The sequence below is a fragment of the Apibacter sp. B3706 genome (genome assembly GCF_011082725.1).
In the GTDB taxonomy this organism is placed as follows: Bacteria; Bacteroidota; Bacteroidia; order Flavobacteriales; family Weeksellaceae; genus Apibacter.
In genome coordinates this window covers 1,063,413-1,086,262 of the sequence record NZ_CP049715.1, presented here as the reverse complement: position 1 = coordinate 1,086,262, position 22,850 = coordinate 1,063,413, and the positions used below count along the sequence as shown (strand labels likewise).

Below are 22,850 nucleotides of genomic sequence, written 5' to 3'. Positions count from 1 at the left end.
TTTCAGTACAAATTTTGTATAGTTAAAACTATAACTTTACCGAATACAATGTATATATTGAGAGGTTTGTAAAATTATTTTGTGATTTATATAAAAAATGACAGAAAGAAAAGTTTCAAAATATTTACCATGGATAGCTGCAATGGCTATATTTATGCAATTTCTGGATTCAACCATATTAAATACAGCCCTTCCTTCCATAGCAAAAGACTTACATAAATCTCCCCTCGAAATGCAATCGGTTTTGATAGCGTATGTATTAACGTTAGCATTACTAATTCCTTTAAGCGGTTGGCTTTCAGATAAATTTGGATCTAAAAATATATTTATTTTAGCTATTGCTGTTTTTACCATAGGATCTTTCTTATGTGTAGTTTCTGTATCTCTGAAAATGTTGGTTTGTATGAGAATTGTGCAAGCCATTGGAGGATCTATGATGGTTCCCGTTTCAAGATTAACGTTGATCTATTCCTACCCTAAACATCAACTTTTGAAAGTTATAAATTTTATTACTATTCCCGGATTAATAGGACCGGTTATTGGGCCAACCTTAGGAGGCTGGTTGGTTGAAATTGCTAGTTGGCATTGGATATTTTTAATTAATATCCCTATAGGTATCATAGGAATTTTAGTTGCCTGGAAAGCCTTTCCAAACTATAAAAAAAATACAGGCAAATTTGATTTTTTCGGATTTATTTTATTCAGTTTAGGTTTAGTATTGCTTTCGTTAAGTTTAGAATTTGCCGGAGAAGGAATGACCGATATAATTAATGTTATGATTTTATTATTCATAGGTATTAGCTTATTAAGTGTATATGTGATGTATTCAAAAAAAATAGTTCGGCCTATTATCGATTTAAACTTATTTAAGATAAGAACGTTAAAAATTGGAATCATAGGAAATTTGATCACTCGATTAGGTATTGGAGGCGTTCCGTTGATGCTTCCACTTATGTTGCAAGTCGGATTCGGTAAATCACCCACGGTTTCTGGAATGATGCTTATATTTTCTGCTATTTCAACCATTTTTGCTAAATCTTGGGTAATCCCGTTGGTAAAGAAATTTGGTTATAGAAATTTATTAATTTCGAATACGATAATTTTAGGTTTGTCGATTTCATTATTTTCATTTCCGGATAAAAATACTTCATTGTTTTGGTTGATTCCTATTTTAGTTTTATACGGCTTTTTTAATTCTATTCAAATGACCTCAATGAATAGCATTTCTCTGGCTGATTTAACACCCGCTAATGCAAGTGGAGGTAATACGATACTTTCAGTTACACAACAGTTATCCGTGAGTTTTGGAATATCCTTAAGTTCTCTAATTTTAAGGGGATTCAATCAATCGGAAATATTTACCGAAGTAAGTTCAAGCTTTAAAGCAACCCTATTCATTTTGGGTATTATAACTATACTTTCATCCTTCACATTTAAATATCTAAATCCCGAAGATGGAGCAGAGATGTCAGGTATAAAAAAATTTAAGTAATTGAACAGTAAAAATTAAAAAAAAACTTATTCATTTTATTTTTGATAGCATTATTTAATATTGTAATAAATTAATTAAATTTTATATTATTATTAATATAGGTTAAATAAATATAATTCATGATAGGATTAATATTTAAATTTTTTTGATATTTATGGATGCAAATGTTTTATATACCCAACTTTTAGCTTAATTTGTTTTTTTTAAAAACCATGATTATATAAAAATAGACATAAATATATAAGGTAAATTTGAGGTTATACATATTTGTGTATTTTTGCATTAATAAACATTTTTATATGAAAAAAGTATTTTTAGGTGTAATGGTATGTATACCTATTTTTTTTATTGCACAAAAAAAAACAATTTATTCGCAAAGTGGAATGAGAGTTGATCCCTCCTTAGTCGATGAGAAAGTGGGAGATAGTGTTACTAAAATAAATACCGTTTTTCATTTCAAGAATGATACAAAAAATTACTTCATTAAAATTTTAAATCTAGACGGTAAAACATATGCACAGGGAATAAGTGAGTTTATTAAACTAGATTTTAACAGCAGAAAAGGGGGCGATTTACACCGTAAAGTACAAAAATTAACCAACATCAAGATTGAAGACGGTAATTTTATTTCAGATCAGGTCAAAGCATCTTTTATATTTTTAAAAGAAAAGGATAAATCTCACAACGAAGGTAATTCGAAAATTAAATTAATGGTTTGTACCAAAGATAAAATCGGAAACAGGAATTGTCGTATTAATGATGATGAAGTTATCTTAACCCCTCAAGAATTTCCCGGAAAATATCCGCAAACTGCTTTTACTCGTTTAGGTATTGAAGATTTAAAAGATAAAAAACCGAAAGAGTTGGAATTGATGAAAAATGAAATTTTTGCTAGATACGGATATCGTTTTTCAAATCCGGATGATGTAAAATATTTTTACAAACAAGATTGGTATGAACCGATTGTTGATAATAAAAATATTGAATTAAATGATTTGGAATCCGATAATGTAGCTATGATTGATTTATTCAAAAAATTAATTACTTATAAAGATATTAATAAGAAAGCGTACAGTCATATTATTCCCATAGAAACTACCAGTAACACTTTATATGATCAAAAGGCTCTAAAAAGTATTCAATATATTGTTAAAGATAGTCTTTACGGTAAAAAATGTAAATTAACAGAATTTAATAAACAGGGTATTGCTTTGTTTCAGCACGATTGTGTGGATAAGAAAGATGTGTATGTAAATTATTTTTATAACGATTTTCTTATACAGCACATAGATGATTTAAATGATACCTTTTATTATTATAATGAAAATGGATTACCTTATAAATCTGTGAAACTCGACTATACTAATCAAACTACCGAAGAAGCCTATTTTGATTATGATGCAAATGAGAATATAACTAAAAAGAATATCTATCAAAATAATGATTTTAACAGCTCCGTTTTATATGAATACGATGAGGAAGGAAATCTTAAAAAAGAATATTTTAAAGATGATGATGGATCAGAACATATGGTTACAGAATATATTTATGATGACGAAAATTTATTGACGGGATATATTAAGGATAAAGACCTTCATTGTGATTATACTTATAATAAATTTAATGATGTAATTTTGGAAACCAAATGTTATAAAATAGTTGATGATATTGAAAACATCAAACAACGAACGGATGTTAAGGTATTAGTGACTAACAGGGGCAAAGACAATCGATTGCTTTCGGTAATATTTAATGAAAAAGACAGCAGAAATTCATCATTAAATATGATTGAAGTTAAATATAACAACTAGCCGATTACTGTTGTTTAATTATAAGGTATAATTATACTATTAATTATATCTTATAATTGGTTTTATAAAAATAAAAAGTTCTGATTATTAAACAGCTACTTCTGCTTTAATATGAGGATGAGGATCATAGCCATCAATGGAAAAATCTTCGTATTGAAAACTGAAAATATCTTTCCTATCAGGATTGAGATGCAATGATGGAAGCGGTCGAGGCTCACGCGTTAATTGAAGATTTACCTGATCAATATGGTTATTATAAATGTGAACGTCCCCGAAGGTATGTATAAATTCTCCCACTTTTAAATTACATACTTGAGCCACCATATGTAACAGCAAACAATAAGAGGCAATATTAAAAGGCACGCCAAGAAAAACATCTGCACTTCTTTGATACAACTGTAAAGATAACTTTCCGTCAGCCACATAAAATTGAAAAAGTGCATGACAAGGTGCAAGGGCCATTTGAGGAATATCTGCTACATTCCAAGCTGAGACAATAATTCTACGAGAATCCGGATTATTTTTAATTTGATCGATGATTTCCGAGATCTGGTCGATATGTTTTCCATTCGGAGCCCCCCAGCTTCTCCATTGATGCCCGTAAACTGGACCTAAATCTCCATTTTCATCTGCCCACTCATTCCATATACGAACTTTATGTTCGTTTAAATACTTAATATTGGTATCTCCTTTTAAAAACCAAAGTAATTCGTAAATGATGGATCGTAAATGGAGCTTTTTAGTCGTAACAAGAGGAAATCCTTTTTGTAAATCAAATCGCATTTGATATCCGAAAGTACTTATTGTACCCGTTCCGGTTCGATCTTGTTTACGAGTTCCTTTATCTAATATATGTTGTAAAAGTTCTAAATAGACCTGCATGAACAATGAATTTAAATTATATTTTTTTTCTTAATCTTGCTACAGGAATATTGAGTTGATCTCTATATTTTGCAATGGTTCTTCTTGCTATATTATATCCTTTATCATTAAGTATTTTCATCAAGTTATCATCGGTAAGAGGTTTTTTAGTGTCTTCATTTTCAATGACTTCTTGTAAGATGGTTTTAATTTCCCGTGTGGAAACTTCATCGCCCTCTGAATTGGTAAGACTTTCAGAAAATAAATCTTTTATAAGCAAAGTTCCATACGGAGTATTCACATATTTACTGTTGGCAACCCTTGAGATAGTGGATATATCTAAACCGGTGATTTCGGCAATATCTTTCAAAATCATTGGTTTAATTTGTTCTTCATCTCCCGTCAAAAAATATTCCTTCTGATAATCCATAATTGATTTCATGGTAACATACAAGGTTTGTTGACGTTGTTTAACTGCATCGATAAACCATTTAGCAGAATCTAACTTTTGTTTAACAAACATTACCGCATCTTTTTGCTCTCTCGACTTATGTTCGGTATTTTTATATGTATCCAACATTTCAGAATATTCTCTGGAAATTTTTAATTCAGGAGCATTCCTACCATTGAGCGTCAATTCCAAATCTCCGTTTACAATTCTAATTGTAAAATCAGGAATAATTTGTTCCGTATTTTTTGAATTGTTGGTAAAAGCTTTTCCCGGTTTAGGGTTCAAGCGTTCAATTTCATTCACCGCGCATTTAAGCTTTTCTTCAGAAATGGAAAATTTTTGCTGTATTTTACTGTAATGCTTTTTTGTAAAAGCATCAAACATTTCATTAATAATCTTGTAAGCCAGTTCCGTGGATTCTGAAGGATTTTTTGCTCTGAGTTGCAATAACAGACATTCTCTGAGGTCTCTGGCTCCAATACCGGTAGGATCTAATCTTTGAATATAATTAGTTAACAGTTTTTCAATAGTCGGAACATCAGTATAAATTCCTTGGGTAAAAGCCAAATCATCCACGATGGATGATAAATCTCTTCGTAAATAGCCATCATCGTCTAGATTTCCGACGATAAAATCGGCTATTTCTTCTTCATTTTCCGTTAATCTAAATGTGTGTAATTGAGAGCATATATGTTCTTGAAATGATTCATATTGAGCATAGGGTAACTCTTTATCATCATCGTCATCGCTGTAATTATTGGATTGTACCCGATAGCTGGGAACTTCATCATCACTTAGATAATCATCGATATTTATATCCGGAGCTTCAATAATCTCATTGTCTGCGGAATCATCATATTCTTTTTCGGAATCAAAGGAATCAGCAGAATCATAATAATCTTCATTAGAATTATCTTCCAAGGCAGGATTTTCTTCGATTTCTTGTTTTACTACTTCCTCAAATGCAAGGGTGGGAAGCTGAACTAGTTTCATTAGCTGAATTTGCTGAGGAGATAGTTTTAAAAGTTGTTTTAGTCTTAAATCCTGTTTTAACATAAAATAGTTTCTTTATAAAAGTAGATTAAGTAAGGTTTATAAATTCAAATTTACATTATTAATATGTAAGATACAAATAAAGGCATAATTTTTGTAATGAATTTTTTTTTGCTAAAGTCTTAAATTTTTCAATTTATATTAAATTAAAACTTCACAATATTTTTTTTGGTGGTTTTATTTTTTTTAAATAAATTTTTATTAGTTATTATATAGTAAACATATAATAAAAATATTGTTATCTAAGAGATGATTTAATTAAATTTTTTAGAAATTGCTTTTCATTTAATGGATTTTAGGCTAGTAATGAATATATTTTATTCATCAATTCTTTAAGTAAATAGTAGAAGAGTTAAAAAAATATAAATTTTAAGATGATAATAAATAATAATAAAAAAGATGCTTACATATATATAAGCATCTTTAAAATAATTATTAATCAATTTTTAAAATTCAGCGTTTTTAGGGGTTCTAGGAAAAGGTATAACGTCTCTAATATTACTCATACCTGTAACAAATAAAACGAGGCGTTCTAACCCAAGTCCAAATCCTGAATGAGGCACTGTACCGAATTTACGTGTATCTAAATACCACCATAATTCCTTTTCGTCAACATTCATATCCTTCATTTTTTGTTTTAAAATATCAATTCTTTCTTCTCTTTGTGATCCTCCAATGATTTCACCAATACCCGGAAAGAGAACGTCCATAGCACGTACGGTTTTATGATCGTCATTTAAACGCATGTAGAAAGCTTTTATTTTTGCCGGATAATCATATAACACTACCGGACTTTTAAAATGTTTTTCAACTAAATATCTTTCATGTTCAGATTGTAAATCTGCTCCCCATTCATCAATAAGATATTTGAATTTCTTCTTTTGATTCGGTTTCGAATGTTTAAGAATATCAATAGCTTCCGTGTAGCTAAGCCTGATAAATTTATTATTTAATACGAAATCTAATTTTTCAAGTAAATTTTGATCCGATTTTTCTTCTTTCGGTTTTTGTTTTTGCTCTTCTTCAAATCGTTTGTTTAGAAATTCCAAATCTTCTTTACAATTATCAACAGCATATTGGATGCAATATTTTAGAAAATCTTCTGCAAGATCCATATCTTGATCCAAATCATAAAAAGCAACTTCCGGTTCAACCATCCAAAATTCTGCTAAATGTCGAGTGGTATTTGAATTTTCAGCCCGAAAAGTAGGACCGAATGTATAAACTTTTCCTAGACCCATAGCAGCAGTTTCAGCTTCCAATTGTCCTGAAACGGTCAGATTGGTCTTTTTTCCAAAGAAATCTTGAGTAAAATCTGTGTTTCCCTCGTCATTTTTAGGAAGATTATCTAAATTGAAATTGGTAACGGTAAACATTTCTCCCGCGCCTTCAGCATCTGACCCGGTAATTATAGGAGTATTGATATAGCAAAATCCATTTTTATTAAAATATTGGTGAATGGCAAAACTTAAAGCATTTCTAACCCTCATTACCGCAGCAAAGGTATTGGTGCGAAAACGAAGATGTGCTTGCTCTCTCAATTTTTCCAATGAATGTCTTTTTGGCTGTAAGATAGTTTCCTGAACATCTTCAGGATTTGCATATCCGTAAATTTTTATTGTATTGGCAACGACTTCAATCTCTTGTCCCGCTCCTTTGCTTTCAGTAACTTTTCCTTCAACATAAAGAGAAGATGCTGTTGTAATTTGTTTTAAAGTTTCAGTATCAAAATCGTTGTAATTGATTATTATTTGAACATTATTTTGCCCCGAACCATCATTAAGAGCAATAAATTGATTGGAACGAAAAGATCGCACCCATCCTCTAATTACTACTTCTTCCTGTAAAGCTTTTTTTCCTTTAGCTAACAATTCTTTAATACTGTAATCGTTCATTTAATATATTTTAATCGGTAAGCAAATATAAATAAATTTCAACGTATTTTATGGTATTACTCCATCCAAATATACTTAAGGTTGACTACTATACTGTTTATTGATAAATAAATTTAATCGTACTTATATTTATTCATATTTGGTAAAGGGTAATCGCCGAATAAAGGTGCTAAACGAATAGCCGAATAGATCATATTTGAATATTTATTTCCAATGGCTATAATAGTAACTTTCTCATCCACAAGATGTATAAATATGGCATTGCTTCCATGCCACCATCCGGTATGGTAGATTAATTTTTTGCCGTTTTTAAATACCATTAATCGCATACCCAATCCGTAATTTTTAATATTAGGTATTTCATTACTGTACGGAGTGTACATTTGATCTAATAAGTCTTTTCGTAAAAAATTTGGAGCAAACATGGCCTGACTTAATCGGAACAGATCTTCAGGAGTGGTATAAACGTTTTTATCTCCGTAAACTAAATCCAGGTGATTGAATTTATAGGGTCTGCCGTCAGGATAGTAGGATAGATTAGCTTTTTTTAAATCCTTTTCTTGAAGTATATACGAATGTTTCATTCCCAAAGGGGTAAATATCATTGTATTTATGACTTCCGGAAAAGACATGTTGGTCGTTTTCTCTACAATTAAGGCTAACAGAGCAAAATTAGAATTTGAGTATGAAAAATGAGTATTCGGTTTATATTGTAATAATGGAGTATGAGTTGAAAATAAATCTAAAACATCTTCATTGGACATTTTCTTTCTTTTATCCCAAGTGTTAATCAAATCAACCAAATGAGTATATTCCGGAAGACCGCTTCGATGTGTCAATAAATCATGTATGGTTATATCCGAATAGGGAAAATCGGTAAGTATGGTATTTACTTTCTGATCTAAATTTATCTTGTGAGCTTCAACTAATTTCAATACAGCTAAAGAAGTTAAAATTTTGCTTACAGAAGCCACATGCAGAGAGGTTTGGGGTGATATTAATGTTTTATCTTCCCAATTGGAATATCCATTATATTTTTCTAACAGTATGGTGTTGCCTCTAGCGACTAAAATACCACCGCTTAAATTTTTTGATTTCCAGACATGAGTGAAATATTTATTCAACTGATATACAATGGTATCGTCTTCCGGAGAATAATTATCCTTTTTAGTAAATATAGAATCAAAATTTATATTGTAATATCCGGGAATTGAAGGTTTTTTATTCTGAACACTTTTATTTACTTCGTAATTTGATTTTTTGCAATTGGTAAAGGTTGTATTAAAAAGGCTTATTAATGATATAATATATATAATTTTTTTATACATTTTTTAATGAATGTTTGAATAATTAGTTCTTCTAAAATGATTTTGCAAGTTAAATTTAATAATCTTAATTATTTCTTAAATAAAATATAAAATGTTATAAAATTAAGTTATATTAAATTGGCAATCTAGATACTTTCTGCCAGCATGCAAATATTTCCTTGTAAAGAACGTGTAAAAATTAAATACTTAGTTCCGCCATCAACAAGCTTATATTTTTTCTTAATTTCTTCAGGTTTTAACGGATAATTTCTACTGATTATATTAAATTGTTTTTGACTAGTTTTTTTAGGATTAAAATTTTTGTCAATAAGTATGAAAGTACGGCCCGGAAAATTTTCAATTTTGTTTTCTGAAGTGTACATATGGGAATTGGAATGTAATTTATCAATAGTAAATTTAATACCTAATTGTTTAAAGGCTCCTGATTTTAATAGGGATGAATTGGGTATATATAGGTACGATTTTGGAATGGAATAGGAGGGAACTGGAGATATTTTTTCCTCTTGCCAAAAATAACAAAAATCAGGCTGTTCTGATTCCAGATTGATACAATGTACATAAGGATTGGAGAGGTTTAACTTATCCTTAGGATTCAATTGCACTATTAATTCTTTGGTTTCATTTTTAACAGACACAATATAAATTTTTGAAATCGGTAATTGATCAATTGCTCTTTGAAGATCAAGAAGAGGAGAAAGCTTAATAAAAATGGAATTCGAAAATTTAAATAATGTATCTTTTAAGTTTAATATATTAGGGAATAGATCTTTTAAATCAATTTTTTTATTTTTATTTTCATCACGTCTGGATGGATCTAAATAAATAAAATCGAAATGTGTAGAATTAGAAGAAATAAATTCCTCGGCGGTTTTGTTTATAAAGTTCACATTTTTTTTACCAAGTACTGTAAAATTATGTTTTACTATTTCCAGGAGATCGAGATTCGGCTCGACATAATAAAATTCATTGGTATGCTCCGAGAGAAAAAAACTATCAATACCCGTACCGCCTGTTAAATCAATACCGGTTTTACCGTTTATAATTGATTGTTTAAATAATGCCGTACTTTGAGATGAAGCTTGTTCAAGGTTAATATGCGGAGGGTATATGATCTCATTATTCTCATAAAGAAATGGAAATTTTTTTTGAGAAATTTTCTTTCCTTGAATTTGTTGAATTAATTCAAGAGAAGAGATCCCCGTAAAAGGAGATTTTTTAAACCTTAATTCCGATATATTAGAATTTAGGTGGTTGGTTATATATTCTTGAACTTCTTTATGTAGTAAATGAGTATTTATCACAATTCTTGAATGCTATATATTAGTTACAAAATTACATGATTGTAAATAAGTTAAATATTGATTTATAAAAAGTACTTTATTTAATTTTAAAATAGATTTTTACCAAAAGACATTAATAGAACCTTTGCAAGATTGAAAGTTTTTTAACTACAAATTTTTTGTAATGGCTTGTACAATTTTAAAACGGTTGAAGAAGCTTTTCATAACGACTCTTAATACCGTATAACCGGGAATTGCGAAAGTAACACCGATAGCACCAAATAAAATACCGAAGATTAGCATAACTAAAAAAATTTCCAATGGATGAGATTTGACACTTTTAGCATAAATTAAAGGTTGAAAAATCGCATTATCAATTAATTGGGCAATTAAATATAAAATACTGATCCAAAATATGGTAGGTATAATTTGAGTATTAAAGTCCATACCTAAGGAAAACATACTGCTCATGCTGAGCAAATTGATAATAAAAAAACCAAGCAAAGGTCCTAAATAAGGTATAAGGTTACAAAATGCACAAAACATAGCTATTATTACCATATCTTTAATGTTAAATCCGCCTAAAATAGCTAAGTAAAGTAAAAACATAGAACATATTTGTAAACACAATCCAAGAAAATACCTGGTTAATAAATCTTTAATATTAGAGAGCACCTGAATGACTTTTTTTATGTCATTGGTTGGAGCAGCACCAATGATCATTCTGTTAAATAAGTCTTTTTCTCTTAAAAAGAAAAAAGTAATAAATGTTACAGAAAATATAGAAATACCTAATTCAGCTAAAATCGAAAATCCACTTTGCAGCGTATCCATATGTATTTTAAAATTAAACTTTGAAGTAAATAATTGTGCATAATTATCTTCAAATAAATAGATATGCTTGCTTCGTAAGGCTTCATCAATTAATTTTACTTGTTCTGTTATTGAATTTTGTAATTTATCTGTATCCAACAAAGATAAATTTCCGGCTTGTTCGATGGCTAAAGGAATTACAAAGCTTAAAAAAGTAAGAAGAGTACCTACCATAATTAATAGAGTGATACAAGCAGAAATGGTATTAGATATTCGAACTTTTTCACTTAGAAAATTCATTAAAGGTCTTCCCATTAAAGAAAAGGCAAATGCAACAAAAATATAACCTAAAACAAATCGAATTTTCCATAATAAAAAAAATAAAAGAACTGTAAGTGCAATAATGGATACAGCGCTAATTATACCTTTACTAATATCTTTGTAATTCATACATTATAAATATCTTTTACCTTATTAATATTATTCTTACTATTAATCCCATTAACTGGTATTTTTATTTAATATATAGTATACCTTATATGATACAGTTACTATAAAATTGTTGAAAGTAATAGAATCATATCTTTTTATATTATACTAATTTTTTTTAAAATTATAAAAATATACGTTGTTTTAAGGCTTACTAATTAATTTAATAAAGTAATAACGAAATAAATGTTAAAATATGCATTTTAAATGTATTTATTTTAAAAATCTAAAAAAAATATGTTACTTTTTAATTAATCTAAGATTTAAGGGTTAGATTTTGGCGTTATAGAATCATCTTTCGTTACCATGATGAAAATATCTTCATTATTTTTTTTAAAAAAATAATTTTCTCGAGCATATTTTTCTCGAGCATCTTTATTATTTTTTAAATTTTTATACTGAATATTTTCAGAATCTAATTTACTTTTATAATATTCTTTTTCGTGTTTTAATTTGGAAATTTCATTATTTAATTCTTTATGAGTTAAATAAGAATTTGTATCAAAAAAAAGCATCCAAATTATAAATATAATGGAAAGTATTAAGTAAATACTGGAATACCAATGTTTACCGAAGATAGATTTTTTATCTGACGATTTATTGCCTTTTTTTTCCATTCTTTAGTTAGAACGATTTTTTAAAGTATTTTGTATTACCGTACTTAATACATCAATTGCAACAGTATTTTTTTTCATTGTTGGAATTATAATGTCAGCATAAGCCATAGAGGGTTGTATAAATTCTTCATGCATCGGTTTTAAAGTAGATTGATACCTACTCAATACTTCTTCCAAATCTCTGCCTCTTTCTTGAATATCTCTTCTGATTCTTCTAATTAATCTTTCGTCAGAATCAACATTGACATATACTTTAACATCAAATTCTTTTCTTAATTCAGGATTTGTCAATACTAATATTCCTTCAACAATAAGGATTTCTTTAGGTTGAATAATCGTAACATCTTCCGTTCTGGAATGGGTTATAAAAGAATAAAGAGGCTCTTCAATAGCTTGCCCCGCTTTTAACTTTTTTACATGGTCGATTAATAAATCAAAATCAATAGCTCTCGGATGATCGTAATTTAACAGTTCACGCTCATCAAATGACAACTCAGGATTGTAATGATAATAATTGTCTTGAGTGAGTACATTTACACTGTTGGAATCCAATTGATTAAGGATGTTGTTTACAACGGTTGTTTTTCCGGAACCAGTTCCTCCGGCAATACCAATGGTTAACATTTATTTTATTATATTTTTTGAGTTTATTTTTTTAAGCAGAAAATAGTGTACCAAAATTTAGCTAAAGTAAATATTAAAGTTCTTTAAGCATACCTTTAAAATCGGATAATGTAGTGTAATTTTTGGTTTTCATAATTTCTTTTAATTCAGAAGATAATTTGGAAAAAATTTTAGTATCGTCTTTCATTAACTGTGTACCAACCTGAACCATGGAAGCCCCGCATAATATGTGTTCAAAAACATCTCTACCGGTTTCAACCCCTCCACATCCGATAATAGAAATATCTTTTCTTAATAATTTATAAAACATTCTAACATTAGCTAAAGCAGTAGGTTTTACATAAGCTCCTCCAATTCCTCCAAATCCTCCTTTAGGTTTTATAACAACGGATTCATCTTCAATATACAAGGCATTTCCGATACTATTGATGCAGGTTACAAATTGAATCGGGTATTTATTTAAAATATCGGCAACCATTTCAAAATGTACCATATCAAAGTATGGAGGAAGCTTAACCCCTAAAGGTTTTGTATAAAATGAAAATACCTTATTCAAAACTTCTTCAGTTCTTTCAAAATCATAACCCGTTTGTGGTTTTCCCGGTATATTTGGGCAAGATAAATTTAATTCAACCAAACCTTGAAAATCAGACTTTTCAATTTGGTTCAACATTTCTATATTATCTTCTAACGTTAAACCGGCAACTGAAAAAAATAAGTTATCATTTCCTTCTTTGTGTTCATTAAGAACATAATCAAGATAAAATTCAAAACCTAAATTTGGTAATCCCATCGAATTAATACTTCCTAATTTTAAATCAACATATCTAGGAGACGGGTTACCTTCTCTAGGAGATAGGGTACAACTTTTAGTTATCCAAGTTCCTGATCCTGAGTTTTTCATGTTCGATAACTCTTCTAACGTCATACATTTTACACCCGATGCATTCATCAAACAGTTACTGAATTTTTTATTGGAAATGGTTGTTTCTAAAGATATCATTACTATATTTTTTGCAAATATCAGAATATTTATGGTGAATAGAAAGTTATTTACTATTCACTCTTTAAAAAAGTTATTACTTGCTTTATAATAGATGCTTAGAATATTTTATTTATAACTAATATAATCTTTAGGATCATGGTTTAATTAATATAATTTATTTAAATTAACATTCTAAGATTATAAATTTATGATAAAAGGTATAATTTTTGTAATTATTGAGGTTAATAAAAAATAATTTTTATTTTAATCATTTTTTTACTAAATATTGATTTATAAATAAGAATATATTTCATAAATTAATAAATATTTAAAATTATTGGTTCAATAGAAAATTATATATGATAAAAAATTTTATTTATGGAAGATCAACATTCAAATTTGCAATATGAAAATTCAGCTGCTTCGACAGTTCCAACTGACGAAAAAAATGATAGATTACCCAATAATCATATGGTATTAGCAATTATTTCTACCATACTTAATATTTTTTCTTTTAGTTTAATAGGAATTATATTTGGAGTTTTATCTATAATATTTGCTAATGAGGTAAAAACTATTTACAATTCCGGAGATCATTTCGGAGCAATGTTAAAATCAAAAGACACTCGAATTTTATCAATAATTTCTTTAATTATCTTTTTTTTCAATGTTTTAATATACATTTTACTTATTCTCTTTATTATATTTTTTGGAAATATGTTTTATTACCAAGGATGGTTTAAGAATGGTTAATTTTTTGTTAAGCCACTTATAATATTAAAAATAAATTGATAACTATTTTTGTAATTTATGTTAATCAAAATTCTTCGAAATAGAGGTTTAGTGTGGTTTAGCTTACTAACTCTTATTACTTTCTTATGTGTTTATTATTATGTTATAAATCCCAATAAAACAAATTTAGCATTACCATGTCTTTTTAAATTATTAACCGGACTAAATTGTACGGGTTGTGGAGGGCAAAGAGCTTTTCATTTTTTATTACATGGAGAATTTTTACAAGCATCACGTTATAATATTTTAATATATTTTCTTCCTTTTCTTTTATATGCATTATTTGCATCAATTCAGATGTATATTTTTAATAGTAAAAAGTATGTAATCAAATTTATATTTTCAAATGAAATTGGAATACTGATTTTAGTGTTTCTAATTATTTTTACTGTTTCAAGAAATATCCCTTATGAACCATTTATATATTTAGCTCCTCCTAAATAAATACTATTTAATATAATAGGATAAAAACATAAAAACAAGATAATCCTTTTTTAGTATTTTGTTACTTTGTACCTTTGTTAAAGATTGCATACTGCATTTTTTTAACAAAAAACATAATATTAAATGAGTAGATATACTATAACTACAGCACTTCCCTATGCAAATGGCCCTTTACATATAGGTCATTTAGCAGGAGTATATATACCTGCGGACGTATATGCCCGATTTTTAAGAAGAAATGATCATGATGTTATATTAATAGGGGGGTCAGATGAACACGGAATTCCAATTACGATAAGAGCGAAAAAAGAAGGTGTTTCTCCTCAAGATGTGGTAGATAGGTATCATGAATTAATGAAGCAAACATTTACGGAATTAGGAATTTCGTATGATAACTATTCGCGTACAACGGCTCCTATACACATTAAAACAGCTCAAGAATTTTTTTTAAAACTATATGAGGATGGAAAATTCATTGAAGAAGAAACAGAACAATATTTTGATGAAAAAGCAAACGAATTTTTAGCAGATCGATATATTGTAGGAACCTGTCCTAAATGTGGTAATACAAACGCATATGGAGATCAATGCGAAAAATGTGGTTCTACATTAAGTCCGGATGAATTAATCAATCCTCATTCCATGTTAAGTGGTGAAAAGCCTATTTTAAAAAAGACGAAGCATTGGTATTTACCTCTTAATGAATATCAAGAATTTATTTCCGATTGGATATTAAAAGGTCATAAAAAAGATTGGAAACCCAATGTTTACGGTCAAGTGAAGTCATGGTTGGAAGAGGGACTTAAACCTCGTGCCATGACTCGAGATTTAGACTGGGGAGTACCTGTGCCTTTAGAAGGAGAAAAAGGTAAAGTTCTATATGTTTGGTTTGATGCCCCGATAGGGTATATTTCCTCTACCAAAGAATGGGCGGAAAGAACAGGAAAAGATTGGAAACCTTATTGGCAAGATAAAGAAACCAAGCTGGTTCATTTTATTGCAAAAGATAATATTGTTTTTCATTGCATAATTTTTCCGGCTATGTTGAAAGCTCATGGGGATTATATATTACCGGACAATGTACCGGCTAATGAATTTTTAAATTTAGAAAACGATAAAATATCAACCTCAAGAAATTGGGCGGTTTGGGCGCATGAATATCTTGCTGATTTTCCGGGAAAGCAAGATTCATTACGATATACCTTAATAGCCAATGCACCTGAAACAAAAGATAATAATTTTACTTGGAAAGATTTTCAAACTAAAAATAATTCTGAACTAGTAGGAATTTTTGGTAATTTTATAAATAGGGTATCTGTTCTAATTAATAAATATTATGATGGTGAAATACCCGAAGTTGGAAATAACTTTCATTCCGAAGAATTAGAATATCTTTCTAAAATATCCAAAGAAATATCAACTTATTTATCTAACTACGAATTCAGGAACGGTTTAAGTTCTTTAATGAATTTAGCTCGTTTAGGTAATAAATTTTTACAAGAGCAAGAGCCGTGGAAAAAAATTAAAGATGAACCGGAAAAAGTAAAAGAAACTTTATACGTATCAGCTCAAATTGCTGCTTATCTAGGGGAATTATCTGAGCCTTTTATACCTTTTTCTTCTCAAAAAATAATGAATGGATTAAATTTAACTTATCATTCATGGAAAGATCTTGAATCAGGTAAAATCTTATTACCTTCCGGAAGTAAAATAAATCTTATACCCCTTCTTTTCGATAAAATTGAAGATAAACAAATTGATTATCAAATTGAAAAATTAGAAAATTCTAAAAAACAGAATGCTTCTCTAAATAATAATCGGACCGAACCTCAAAAAGATAATATCACATTTGATGAATTTGAAAAGATTGATTTAAGAATAGGTACCATATTGGAAGCCAAAAAGGTTGAAAAAGCTGATAAATTACTGCAATTTAAAGTAGATACAGGAATAGATGTTCGAACCATTGTATCGGGAATAGCAGAAAGCTTTTCTCCTGAAGAATTAGTAGGTAAGCAGGTTACCGTGCTTGTTAATTTAGCTCCCAGAAAAATACGAGGCATTGAAAGTCAAGGGATGTTACTTTTATCAAAGAATATAGATGGAAAATTTTCATTTATAACCCCTGATGATGTCATTGAAAATGGTGTATCTGTAAAATAATTTCCGAATATTCAAATAATATAAAAACCCCTTTATTTTTGGGGTTTTTGTTTTATGATTAATTAAATTATATGTAAATAAAATAATGATATTTATTTATATATTATAATAAACTATTAATTGGTATAGTTTTTGTATTCTTTATTTTAAATTTTAACACTAAAAATTATGGAATACTTATTTAATTCAATTTCTGAATTTATTACCCCTGAAGTAATATCCAATATTTCCAAAATTTCAAAGGAAAAAGAATCAAATATTATTCAAGCCCTTCATACTACAACAGCTAGTTTACTTGAATTAATTTTAGAGAAAGGAGAGCAAAAAAAGCTAGAATCCATGTGTAAAGGTATTGGAAAGATGAATATATTATTTAGTGTTTCAAATTTATTTTTGGATCCAACGAATTTAAAAAAGCAATGTGCAAGTTCTAAATTTTTGATTTTTTTACTTAAAGATCGATTAGAAGAATATTATTCCTTGATTGCCTCTTCTTCTCAAATATCTTTATTAAATTCTAAAATTATAGTAAACAAACTGGGCTTATTAATATCTGCATTCCTGGGTGAAAAAATAATTTCTAATATTAGTTTTATTACTATATTAAATCAACTGCAAGATGAAAGAAATGATTATCAGGTATATATACCTTTTGAGATGTCTAAAATTATAGAGGAATATAATTTTAAAGCCTATTTGCAACAAAAATTTTGGATGTCGTTTTTTTGATGATGTAATTTAAAAATTAATTTATTGACTTTTCTAAATTATGATTTAATTCTATAATTTATCTAAGTTTTACATTATCTTATACAATATCTATAGTGCATATGCTCTAATTAAGCATTGTTTAACTGTAAGTATTTAGTTTATGAATTATATATATTTATAAATCTAAATTACTGCTAAAACCATTTTATGTATTAGATAAATTTATAAATATAATTCCGGGAATTATAACATCAATAGTAAATAAGACTATAGCTATAAAACTTTCAATTAATTAAATAAGTAATACAATAAGTGGAAAAATAGTTATTATTGCTTACGGTTGGGAATAAATATTGCATTATATAATAAATTAATACATTTGATATATAAAAAATATTTATGCATCATACTATTGCATTTTACAATGTTGAAAATCTATATGAATCCGGAAATAATAAAAATATTGGCGATTTACTTTTTCAGGGTAGTCGTTCCTGGAACATTTCAAGATATAAAAATAAATTAGCTAAAATAGCCAAAACCATTAGTAGGATAGGAGAAGAAGAAACTCAAAAATTACCAACGTTTTTTGGTTTATGTGAAATTGAAAATAAAAAGGTGATAGATGAACTTCTTGAAGAATTTCCGTTTAAAGCTAATTATGGTTATGTTCATAAAGACTCATTGGATGAAAGAGGTATAGATACTGCTTTTTTTTACAATAAAGAATTCTTTACTATTGAAGATTCAGAATTTATAAGAATTCCTATATTTAATAGTGATGGTAGTAGAGATTATACAAGAGACATTACGTATGCAAAAGGAAAACTAGAAAATATAACCATTCATTTTTTTGTATTGCATTTACCTTCTAAAAGAGAAAATAATATTAATGTATCTAAACGTATTCATATACTACACGAATTAAGAAAAAAAATTAATGAAATTTTTGATAAAGATATCTTAGCAAATATTATTATAATGGGTGATTTTAATGAAGATCCTACCACCACCTATTTATATCAACAACTTTGGAATAAAAAAACGATACAAGAATTAAAAGAACGCGAATTATATAATCCCTTTGAGAATTTATATAAAAGAGATTTATACAGTACTTTTCATGAAGGAAAAGGGATGCTTTTTGATCAAATTATTTTTTCCAAATCTTTTTTCGATGAAAACAGCAAACTTAGATATTCAAATTCCAATGTATTTAATCCTCCATTTCTTCAAAGTCCGGATAGGGAAAAATTAGGAACCCCTTGGCGGACCTATACAGGAAGTAGATATTTAGGAGGGTATAGTGACCACTTTCCTGTATATGCTATTATAGAAAATATAAAATAAAAATAAGATTTTATATTTTATACTTTAAAATATTTCTTTTTCAACATATAGATAATATCTTTTTGAGTAATGAATATCTCATCAATAAGGGTATCTGACTCATTCATTACCGGTTTATCTTTAGGAATATCATTCGAATCTAATAACATAGATCCATTACCTGTAAGCAACCAAGTAGGATTTAATTCCGGAAACGTATGTAAAATTTTTTCAATAGTATCTGTATGTAAACCCGACTTGTTCCTTCTAGCTCTTCCGATAAGTCCAACAGATAAATTTGCTAACTTGGTTAGTTTATTATCATTTAGGTTTTTATAAACCATAAAATCTAATAATCTGTCAATAGTAGTTTTATGTTTATTTTCCATAATTTAATGAATAAAATAATGAATATATAAAAAATAAGGTATGTTTATTAATAGTACAAAATTAAAAAAAAAGTTTTATATTGATAATTTTCAAGATTAAATATTTATATTTACAATTAAAATAGTTGTGTAACTGCTTCAATATATGATACAAAAAGATTTTTTAGAGAACATTATCGAAATTTTTAAACAGAATGATAAATTTGAATATGTTGACTTTAAAGTTGATATAAATCAAAATACTATTAAAATTATATATTTAATAGAACCCAAATATTATATTTTATTTAAAGATGAAAATTATTTCATTAAAAATAAGGATAATGAAAAATATACTATTTCAGGAGAAGCAGTTCCCGGCAGATTTTCAATGCATGAAGATTTCATTATAGATTCAATTGCTAACGTATATATAAAAATAGAAAAGTGGTTGGAAGTTATTTGGAATGAAATTTCATTAGCTTCTCCATTAGGTCTTTTGGCTGAAGAACAAGAACAAATAGACAAAATTTGTGAAAAATTTGATGAATATGATGATTATTTCAATACGGAAGAAATTATAAGAATTAAACAAAAACTTAAACTTCTTAGAAAAAAGCTTGAAGAAGAAATAACATCTATTGTTGATGATGAAGAGATAAGCAGATTGGAAATTCAAAAAATGAATAAGAATTTTGATACATTGGAACAAATACTTCCTTCACTAAAAAAGAAAGGGTGGGTGAGAAGCCTGACTGGAAGAGTATTCCATAATATGAAAAGGTTATTGGATCTTAGACAAAAATTAATATTGGATTCCTACAATAAGCATAAAGAAGAATAGAAAGTTAATTTATCTATTAGTAATTTTTATAATGCTATTATAAATTTCTATATGGAAAAAAATCTATTAAATAAAGATTTAAGGATAAAATATATAGTTAAAATTTTCTAAAATTTTATACTCATAATTTTATAATAATTTTAACATTGCTCATTTTTTGTCTCTTTTTGTTGTATAATTGCTTAATAATCAAATAAATATTTTTTTTTCAGTATTGAAAATATATAGTTTTTTGTCAATAATTGATTAAATGAATTTAAGCGGTTTTGGATATTAGAAAAAAATCTATAACTTTGTAATCAAATAAATGAGGCTAAGGAAAATAAAGATTAACGTAAAGAAATTAAAAACTAAATAGAATATAACATAATATAAAGATATAAACACTAGAAACTAAAAATTATTAATTTAACACTAAAGCTTAACACACTTTAACACTATTAACTTTATTAGAATTAATTAATTAACACTTTTAACACTAAAATTATTAATTAACACTAAGACTTAACACACACACTTTAACACTAAAAGCTTAGAAGAATTATTAATTAATTAACACTAAAACTCAATTTTGAAATTGAAAGATCATAATTGATTGAGTATTTATTAGAAAAGTCATCTTTTTAACACAAAAAGGTGACTTTTTGCTTTGCAATATACATATAATAAATTAAATGATATTTATTTTTTTATAAAAATTATAAAAAAAACAGACTATTTAAAATAGCCTGTTTAATATATTATTAAGAATAAGATTAATACATTATATACTAAATGTTTTAATTTATTTTTTTGCGTCCTTTTCTTCTGATTCTTTTTTCAATATTGCATCAAACTTTTCTAAAGTTACAGTTTTTTCTTTTTTCTGAATTTTTGAATCAAAAATTTTGAATAATTCTTGTTGAATTAAGTTGCCGGAAGATTGACGAACATGTTCTTCATTTTTCATTGCATTCGCAACATATTTGTCTAACTCTGAATCAGGAATATCTACATACCCATACATTGCAAATTGTTGTTTCATTTGATTTTTAGTGAATTCAACCAAATCATTATATTGTACGCTTACCTGATTATCTGAAAGAATTTGACCTTCAATTAATTGATAACGTAAAGCTTTTGCAGATTTTTCATATTCCACATCCGCTTCTTCGTCGGTCATTGGTTCTTTGGACTTGCTTTTAATGAATTTTTTCAAAAATTCAGTGGGTAAATCGAATTGTATAGTATCTAATAACCATTCAACAGAATCATTCATGAATTTAGTATCAGATTCCTTTTTATAATAATTTTCGATTTCTTCTTTAATTTTAGCTCTTAATTCTTCTTCGCTCTTAATTTTATCTTTACCGTAAACTTGATCAAAAAGATCTTGATTTAATTCCGCTTTTGTTCTAATAGAAGTTTTTTCAACAGTAATTTTTAAATTGGCATTAAAGTGATGAGCATCTTCATGGGAAAGCCCAAAGAAATGTTGAAGTTGATGTACATCATTAAATAAATCTTGAGCCTTGATAGTAATTAAATCACCCTTTTTCTTACCTAAAAAAGAATCTTTATTCTTTAAATCGTCTACCATAAAAGTTATAGTAGTATTTACACCACCTTCTACAGGATTTCCGTCAGCATCAATTTCTTCTACTTCTCCTACAAAATTTCCACCTTCTTCAATAGCGTCGGCGTCTACAACTTCTCCAAATTGAGTTTGCATTCTAGCAACAGTATCATCAATCTCTTTTTCAGTAGCCTCAATTTTATAATAAGGGATTTTAGCTTTAGAAAGATCAACTTTGAATTCAGGAGCTAATCCTAATTCAAATTCAAAGGTCATATCTTGAGCATTGGTATCCAATTCATTATTTTCTTTGGGCAAAGGTTGCCCTAAAATGGATAATTTATTTTCAGAAATGAAGTTACTTAAAGCATCATTTAAAACTTTGTTGATTTCTTCAAAAGTTACCGCACCTTCATATTGTTTTTTAACAATACTCATCGGAGCTTTTCCTTTTCTGAAGCCAGGCATATTCAGCTTTTTACGATAATCATTAAGTGATTTCTCAACGTTGGGTTTATAATCTTCCGGCTTAATGGTGATTTTAACAATAGTATTTAAATCATCTATTTTGTTTTGTGTAACGTTCATTTATATTCTAATTTATAAGCGGGCAAATTTACAAAAACTATTTAAAAAAAGGAAATATTTTAATACTAAGGATAAAATTGAAATCATATTTAATTCTCAATAAATCTGTCATTTATCAAAATTATACTTCCTAGATTTTATGTATTTTTTTAAGTAATTAATAAAAAATGTTTAATATGTTATTGTTTACTATTGTATAAATAAATGGTTCATAAAGATAAACATGAATATTAAATTATACAGTTTTATAAATGGTTTAAACAAAATTTATTTAGATAAAAAAAAATCTGATCAATCACTTAATTTTAAAAAAGAAAATATAGTTTTACTATCAAAATATACAATTAGTTAATTAAA

Annotated in this window: 19 protein-coding genes; 8 read left to right on the top strand and 11 right to left on the bottom strand. The window is 27.6% G+C overall.

The genetic code is table 11. The features are described from left to right. The first annotated feature begins 97 nt into the window (after window positions 1-97). Window positions 98-1,492, top strand: a complete 1,395-nt coding sequence (locus G8C41_RS04940; RefSeq protein ID WP_166006433.1) for a DHA2 family efflux MFS transporter permease subunit — start codon at window positions 98-100, stop codon at window positions 1,490-1,492. Between the two features lie 299 nt (window positions 1,493-1,791). Next, window positions 1,792-3,303 (top strand): YARHG domain-containing protein, encoded by a 1,512-nt coding sequence (locus G8C41_RS04935; RefSeq protein ID WP_166006431.1) that lies wholly within the window; start codon window positions 1,792-1,794, stop codon window positions 3,301-3,303. Window positions 3,304-3,390: 87 nt separating this feature from the next. Here G8C41_RS04935 and G8C41_RS04930 read toward each other — a convergent pair whose 3' ends face one another. The 9 genes from G8C41_RS04930 to G8C41_RS04890 form a co-directional block, all read right to left on the bottom strand. Beyond that, a complete protein-coding gene (locus tag G8C41_RS04930) occupies window positions 3,391-4,185 on the bottom strand; it encodes a thymidylate synthase (protein ID WP_166006429.1) in 795 nt (264 codons plus the stop codon). 16 nt (window positions 4,186-4,201) lie between these two features. Next, window positions 4,202-5,671: an RNA polymerase factor sigma-54 gene (gene rpoN / locus G8C41_RS04925; RefSeq protein WP_160542191.1), complete on the bottom strand. Its 1,470-nt coding sequence runs from the start codon at window positions 5,669-5,671 to the stop codon at window positions 4,202-4,204. 443 nt (window positions 5,672-6,114) lie between these two features. Further along, the gene (asnS, locus tag G8C41_RS04920) at window positions 6,115-7,563 is read right to left on the bottom strand and encodes an asparagine--tRNA ligase (RefSeq protein ID WP_166006427.1); all 1,449 of its coding nucleotides are present in this window, start codon (window positions 7,561-7,563) and stop codon (window positions 6,115-6,117) included. 113 nt (window positions 7,564-7,676) lie between these two features. Continuing rightward, window positions 7,677-8,891, bottom strand: coding sequence for a serine hydrolase domain-containing protein (locus tag G8C41_RS04915; protein ID WP_166006425.1), 1,215 nt, complete (start codon window positions 8,889-8,891; stop codon window positions 7,677-7,679). Between the two features lie 125 nt (window positions 8,892-9,016). After that, the gene (locus G8C41_RS04910; protein ID WP_166006423.1) at window positions 9,017-10,192 is read right to left on the bottom strand and encodes a class I SAM-dependent methyltransferase; all 1,176 of its coding nucleotides are present in this window, start codon (window positions 10,190-10,192) and stop codon (window positions 9,017-9,019) included. Between the two features lie 147 nt (window positions 10,193-10,339). Further along, the gene (locus G8C41_RS04905; RefSeq protein WP_166006421.1) at window positions 10,340-11,434 is read right to left on the bottom strand and encodes an AI-2E family transporter; all 1,095 of its coding nucleotides are present in this window, start codon (window positions 11,432-11,434) and stop codon (window positions 10,340-10,342) included. Window positions 11,435-11,736: 302 nt separating this feature from the next. Further along, on the bottom strand, window positions 11,737-12,090 hold the full coding sequence (locus G8C41_RS04900; RefSeq protein ID WP_105297495.1) for an FtsB family cell division protein: 354 nt from the start codon (window positions 12,088-12,090) through the stop codon (window positions 11,737-11,739). A 3-nt stretch (window positions 12,091-12,093) separates the two neighbouring features. Continuing rightward, window positions 12,094-12,714, bottom strand: coding sequence for a uridine kinase (gene udk, locus G8C41_RS04895; RefSeq protein WP_160542185.1), 621 nt, complete (start codon window positions 12,712-12,714; stop codon window positions 12,094-12,096). Between the two features lie 73 nt (window positions 12,715-12,787). Continuing rightward, window positions 12,788-13,717: a dihydroorotate oxidase gene (locus G8C41_RS04890; protein WP_166006418.1), complete on the bottom strand. Its 930-nt coding sequence runs from the start codon at window positions 13,715-13,717 to the stop codon at window positions 12,788-12,790. Between the two features lie 360 nt (window positions 13,718-14,077). Between G8C41_RS04890 and G8C41_RS04885 the strand changes: the two genes are divergently transcribed. The 5 genes from G8C41_RS04885 to G8C41_RS04865 all read left to right on the top strand — a co-directional run bounded on the left by G8C41_RS04885 (window position 14,078) and on the right by G8C41_RS04865 (window position 19,159). Continuing rightward, entirely contained in the window at window positions 14,078-14,452 is a 375-nt protein-coding gene (locus G8C41_RS04885) for a CD225/dispanin family protein (protein ID WP_166006416.1), read from the top strand. 57 nt (window positions 14,453-14,509) lie between these two features. Continuing rightward, window positions 14,510-14,935 carry a DUF2752 domain-containing protein gene (locus G8C41_RS04880; protein ID WP_166006414.1) on the top strand — a complete coding sequence of 142 codons (426 nt, stop codon included), beginning with the start codon at window positions 14,510-14,512 and terminating at the stop codon, window positions 14,933-14,935. A 123-nt stretch (window positions 14,936-15,058) separates the two neighbouring features. Then, window positions 15,059-17,098, top strand: coding sequence for a methionine--tRNA ligase (gene metG / locus G8C41_RS04875; protein WP_166006412.1), 2,040 nt, complete (start codon window positions 15,059-15,061; stop codon window positions 17,096-17,098). Window positions 17,099-17,266: 168 nt separating this feature from the next. Then, window positions 17,267-17,827, top strand: a complete 561-nt coding sequence (locus G8C41_RS04870) for a hypothetical protein (RefSeq protein ID WP_160567293.1) — start codon at window positions 17,267-17,269, stop codon at window positions 17,825-17,827. A gap of 381 nt (window positions 17,828-18,208) precedes the next feature. Continuing rightward, complete coding sequence (locus G8C41_RS04865; protein WP_166006410.1) at window positions 18,209-19,159, top strand: endonuclease; 951 nt, start codon at window positions 18,209-18,211, stop codon at window positions 19,157-19,159. A gap of 17 nt (window positions 19,160-19,176) precedes the next feature. Here G8C41_RS04865 and G8C41_RS04860 read toward each other — a convergent pair whose 3' ends face one another. Continuing rightward, on the bottom strand, window positions 19,177-19,527 hold the full coding sequence (locus G8C41_RS04860; RefSeq protein ID WP_105297502.1) for a hypothetical protein: 351 nt from the start codon (window positions 19,525-19,527) through the stop codon (window positions 19,177-19,179). A gap of 145 nt (window positions 19,528-19,672) precedes the next feature. Between G8C41_RS04860 and G8C41_RS04855 the strand changes: the two genes are divergently transcribed. Next, window positions 19,673-20,350 (top strand): hypothetical protein, encoded by a 678-nt coding sequence (locus tag G8C41_RS04855; protein ID WP_160567291.1) that lies wholly within the window; start codon window positions 19,673-19,675, stop codon window positions 20,348-20,350. A gap of 784 nt (window positions 20,351-21,134) precedes the next feature. Here the strand turns inward: G8C41_RS04855 and tig are convergent. Next, the gene (gene tig, locus G8C41_RS04850) at window positions 21,135-22,493 is read right to left on the bottom strand and encodes a trigger factor (protein ID WP_166006408.1); all 1,359 of its coding nucleotides are present in this window, start codon (window positions 22,491-22,493) and stop codon (window positions 21,135-21,137) included. Between the last annotated feature and the right edge of the window lie 357 nt (window positions 22,494-22,850).

What these genes read in the sequence shown, in the direction of transcription:
- G8C41_RS04940 (WP_166006433.1), top strand. Translation starts at nt 98, where the DNA reads ATGACAGAAAGAAAAGTTTCAAAATATTTACCATGGATAGCTGCAATG.
- G8C41_RS04935 (WP_166006431.1), top strand. Translation starts at nt 1,792, where the DNA reads ATGAAAAAAGTATTTTTAGGTGTAATGGTATGTATACCTATTTTTTTT.
- G8C41_RS04930 (WP_166006429.1), bottom strand. Translation starts at nt 4,185, where the DNA reads ATGCAGGTCTATTTAGAACTTTTACAACATATATTAGATAAAGGAACT.
- rpoN (WP_160542191.1), bottom strand. Translation starts at nt 5,671, where the DNA reads ATGTTAAAACAGGATTTAAGACTAAAACAACTTTTAAAACTATCTCCT.
- asnS (WP_166006427.1), bottom strand. Translation starts at nt 7,563, where the DNA reads ATGAACGATTACAGTATTAAAGAATTGTTAGCTAAAGGAAAAAAAGCT.
- G8C41_RS04915 (WP_166006425.1), bottom strand. Translation starts at nt 8,891, where the DNA reads ATGTATAAAAAAATTATATATATTATATCATTAATAAGCCTTTTTAAT.
- G8C41_RS04905 (WP_166006421.1), bottom strand. Translation starts at nt 11,434, where the DNA reads ATGAATTACAAAGATATTAGTAAAGGTATAATTAGCGCTGTATCCATT.
- G8C41_RS04900 (WP_105297495.1), bottom strand. Translation starts at nt 12,090, where the DNA reads ATGGAAAAAAAAGGCAATAAATCGTCAGATAAAAAATCTATCTTCGGT.
- udk (WP_160542185.1), bottom strand. Translation starts at nt 12,714, where the DNA reads ATGTTAACCATTGGTATTGCCGGAGGAACTGGTTCCGGAAAAACAACC.
- G8C41_RS04890 (WP_166006418.1), bottom strand. Translation starts at nt 13,717, where the DNA reads ATGATATCTTTAGAAACAACCATTTCCAATAAAAAATTCAGTAACTGT.
- G8C41_RS04885 (WP_166006416.1), top strand. Translation starts at nt 14,078, where the DNA reads ATGGAAGATCAACATTCAAATTTGCAATATGAAAATTCAGCTGCTTCG.
- G8C41_RS04880 (WP_166006414.1), top strand. Translation starts at nt 14,510, where the DNA reads ATGTTAATCAAAATTCTTCGAAATAGAGGTTTAGTGTGGTTTAGCTTA.
- metG (WP_166006412.1), top strand. Translation starts at nt 15,059, where the DNA reads ATGAGTAGATATACTATAACTACAGCACTTCCCTATGCAAATGGCCCT.
- G8C41_RS04870 (WP_160567293.1), top strand. Translation starts at nt 17,267, where the DNA reads ATGGAATACTTATTTAATTCAATTTCTGAATTTATTACCCCTGAAGTA.
- G8C41_RS04865 (WP_166006410.1), top strand. Translation starts at nt 18,209, where the DNA reads ATGCATCATACTATTGCATTTTACAATGTTGAAAATCTATATGAATCC.
- G8C41_RS04860 (WP_105297502.1), bottom strand. Translation starts at nt 19,527, where the DNA reads ATGGAAAATAAACATAAAACTACTATTGACAGATTATTAGATTTTATG.
- G8C41_RS04855 (WP_160567291.1), top strand. Translation starts at nt 19,673, where the DNA reads ATGATACAAAAAGATTTTTTAGAGAACATTATCGAAATTTTTAAACAG.
- tig (WP_166006408.1), bottom strand. Translation starts at nt 22,493, where the DNA reads ATGAACGTTACACAAAACAAAATAGATGATTTAAATACTATTGTTAAA.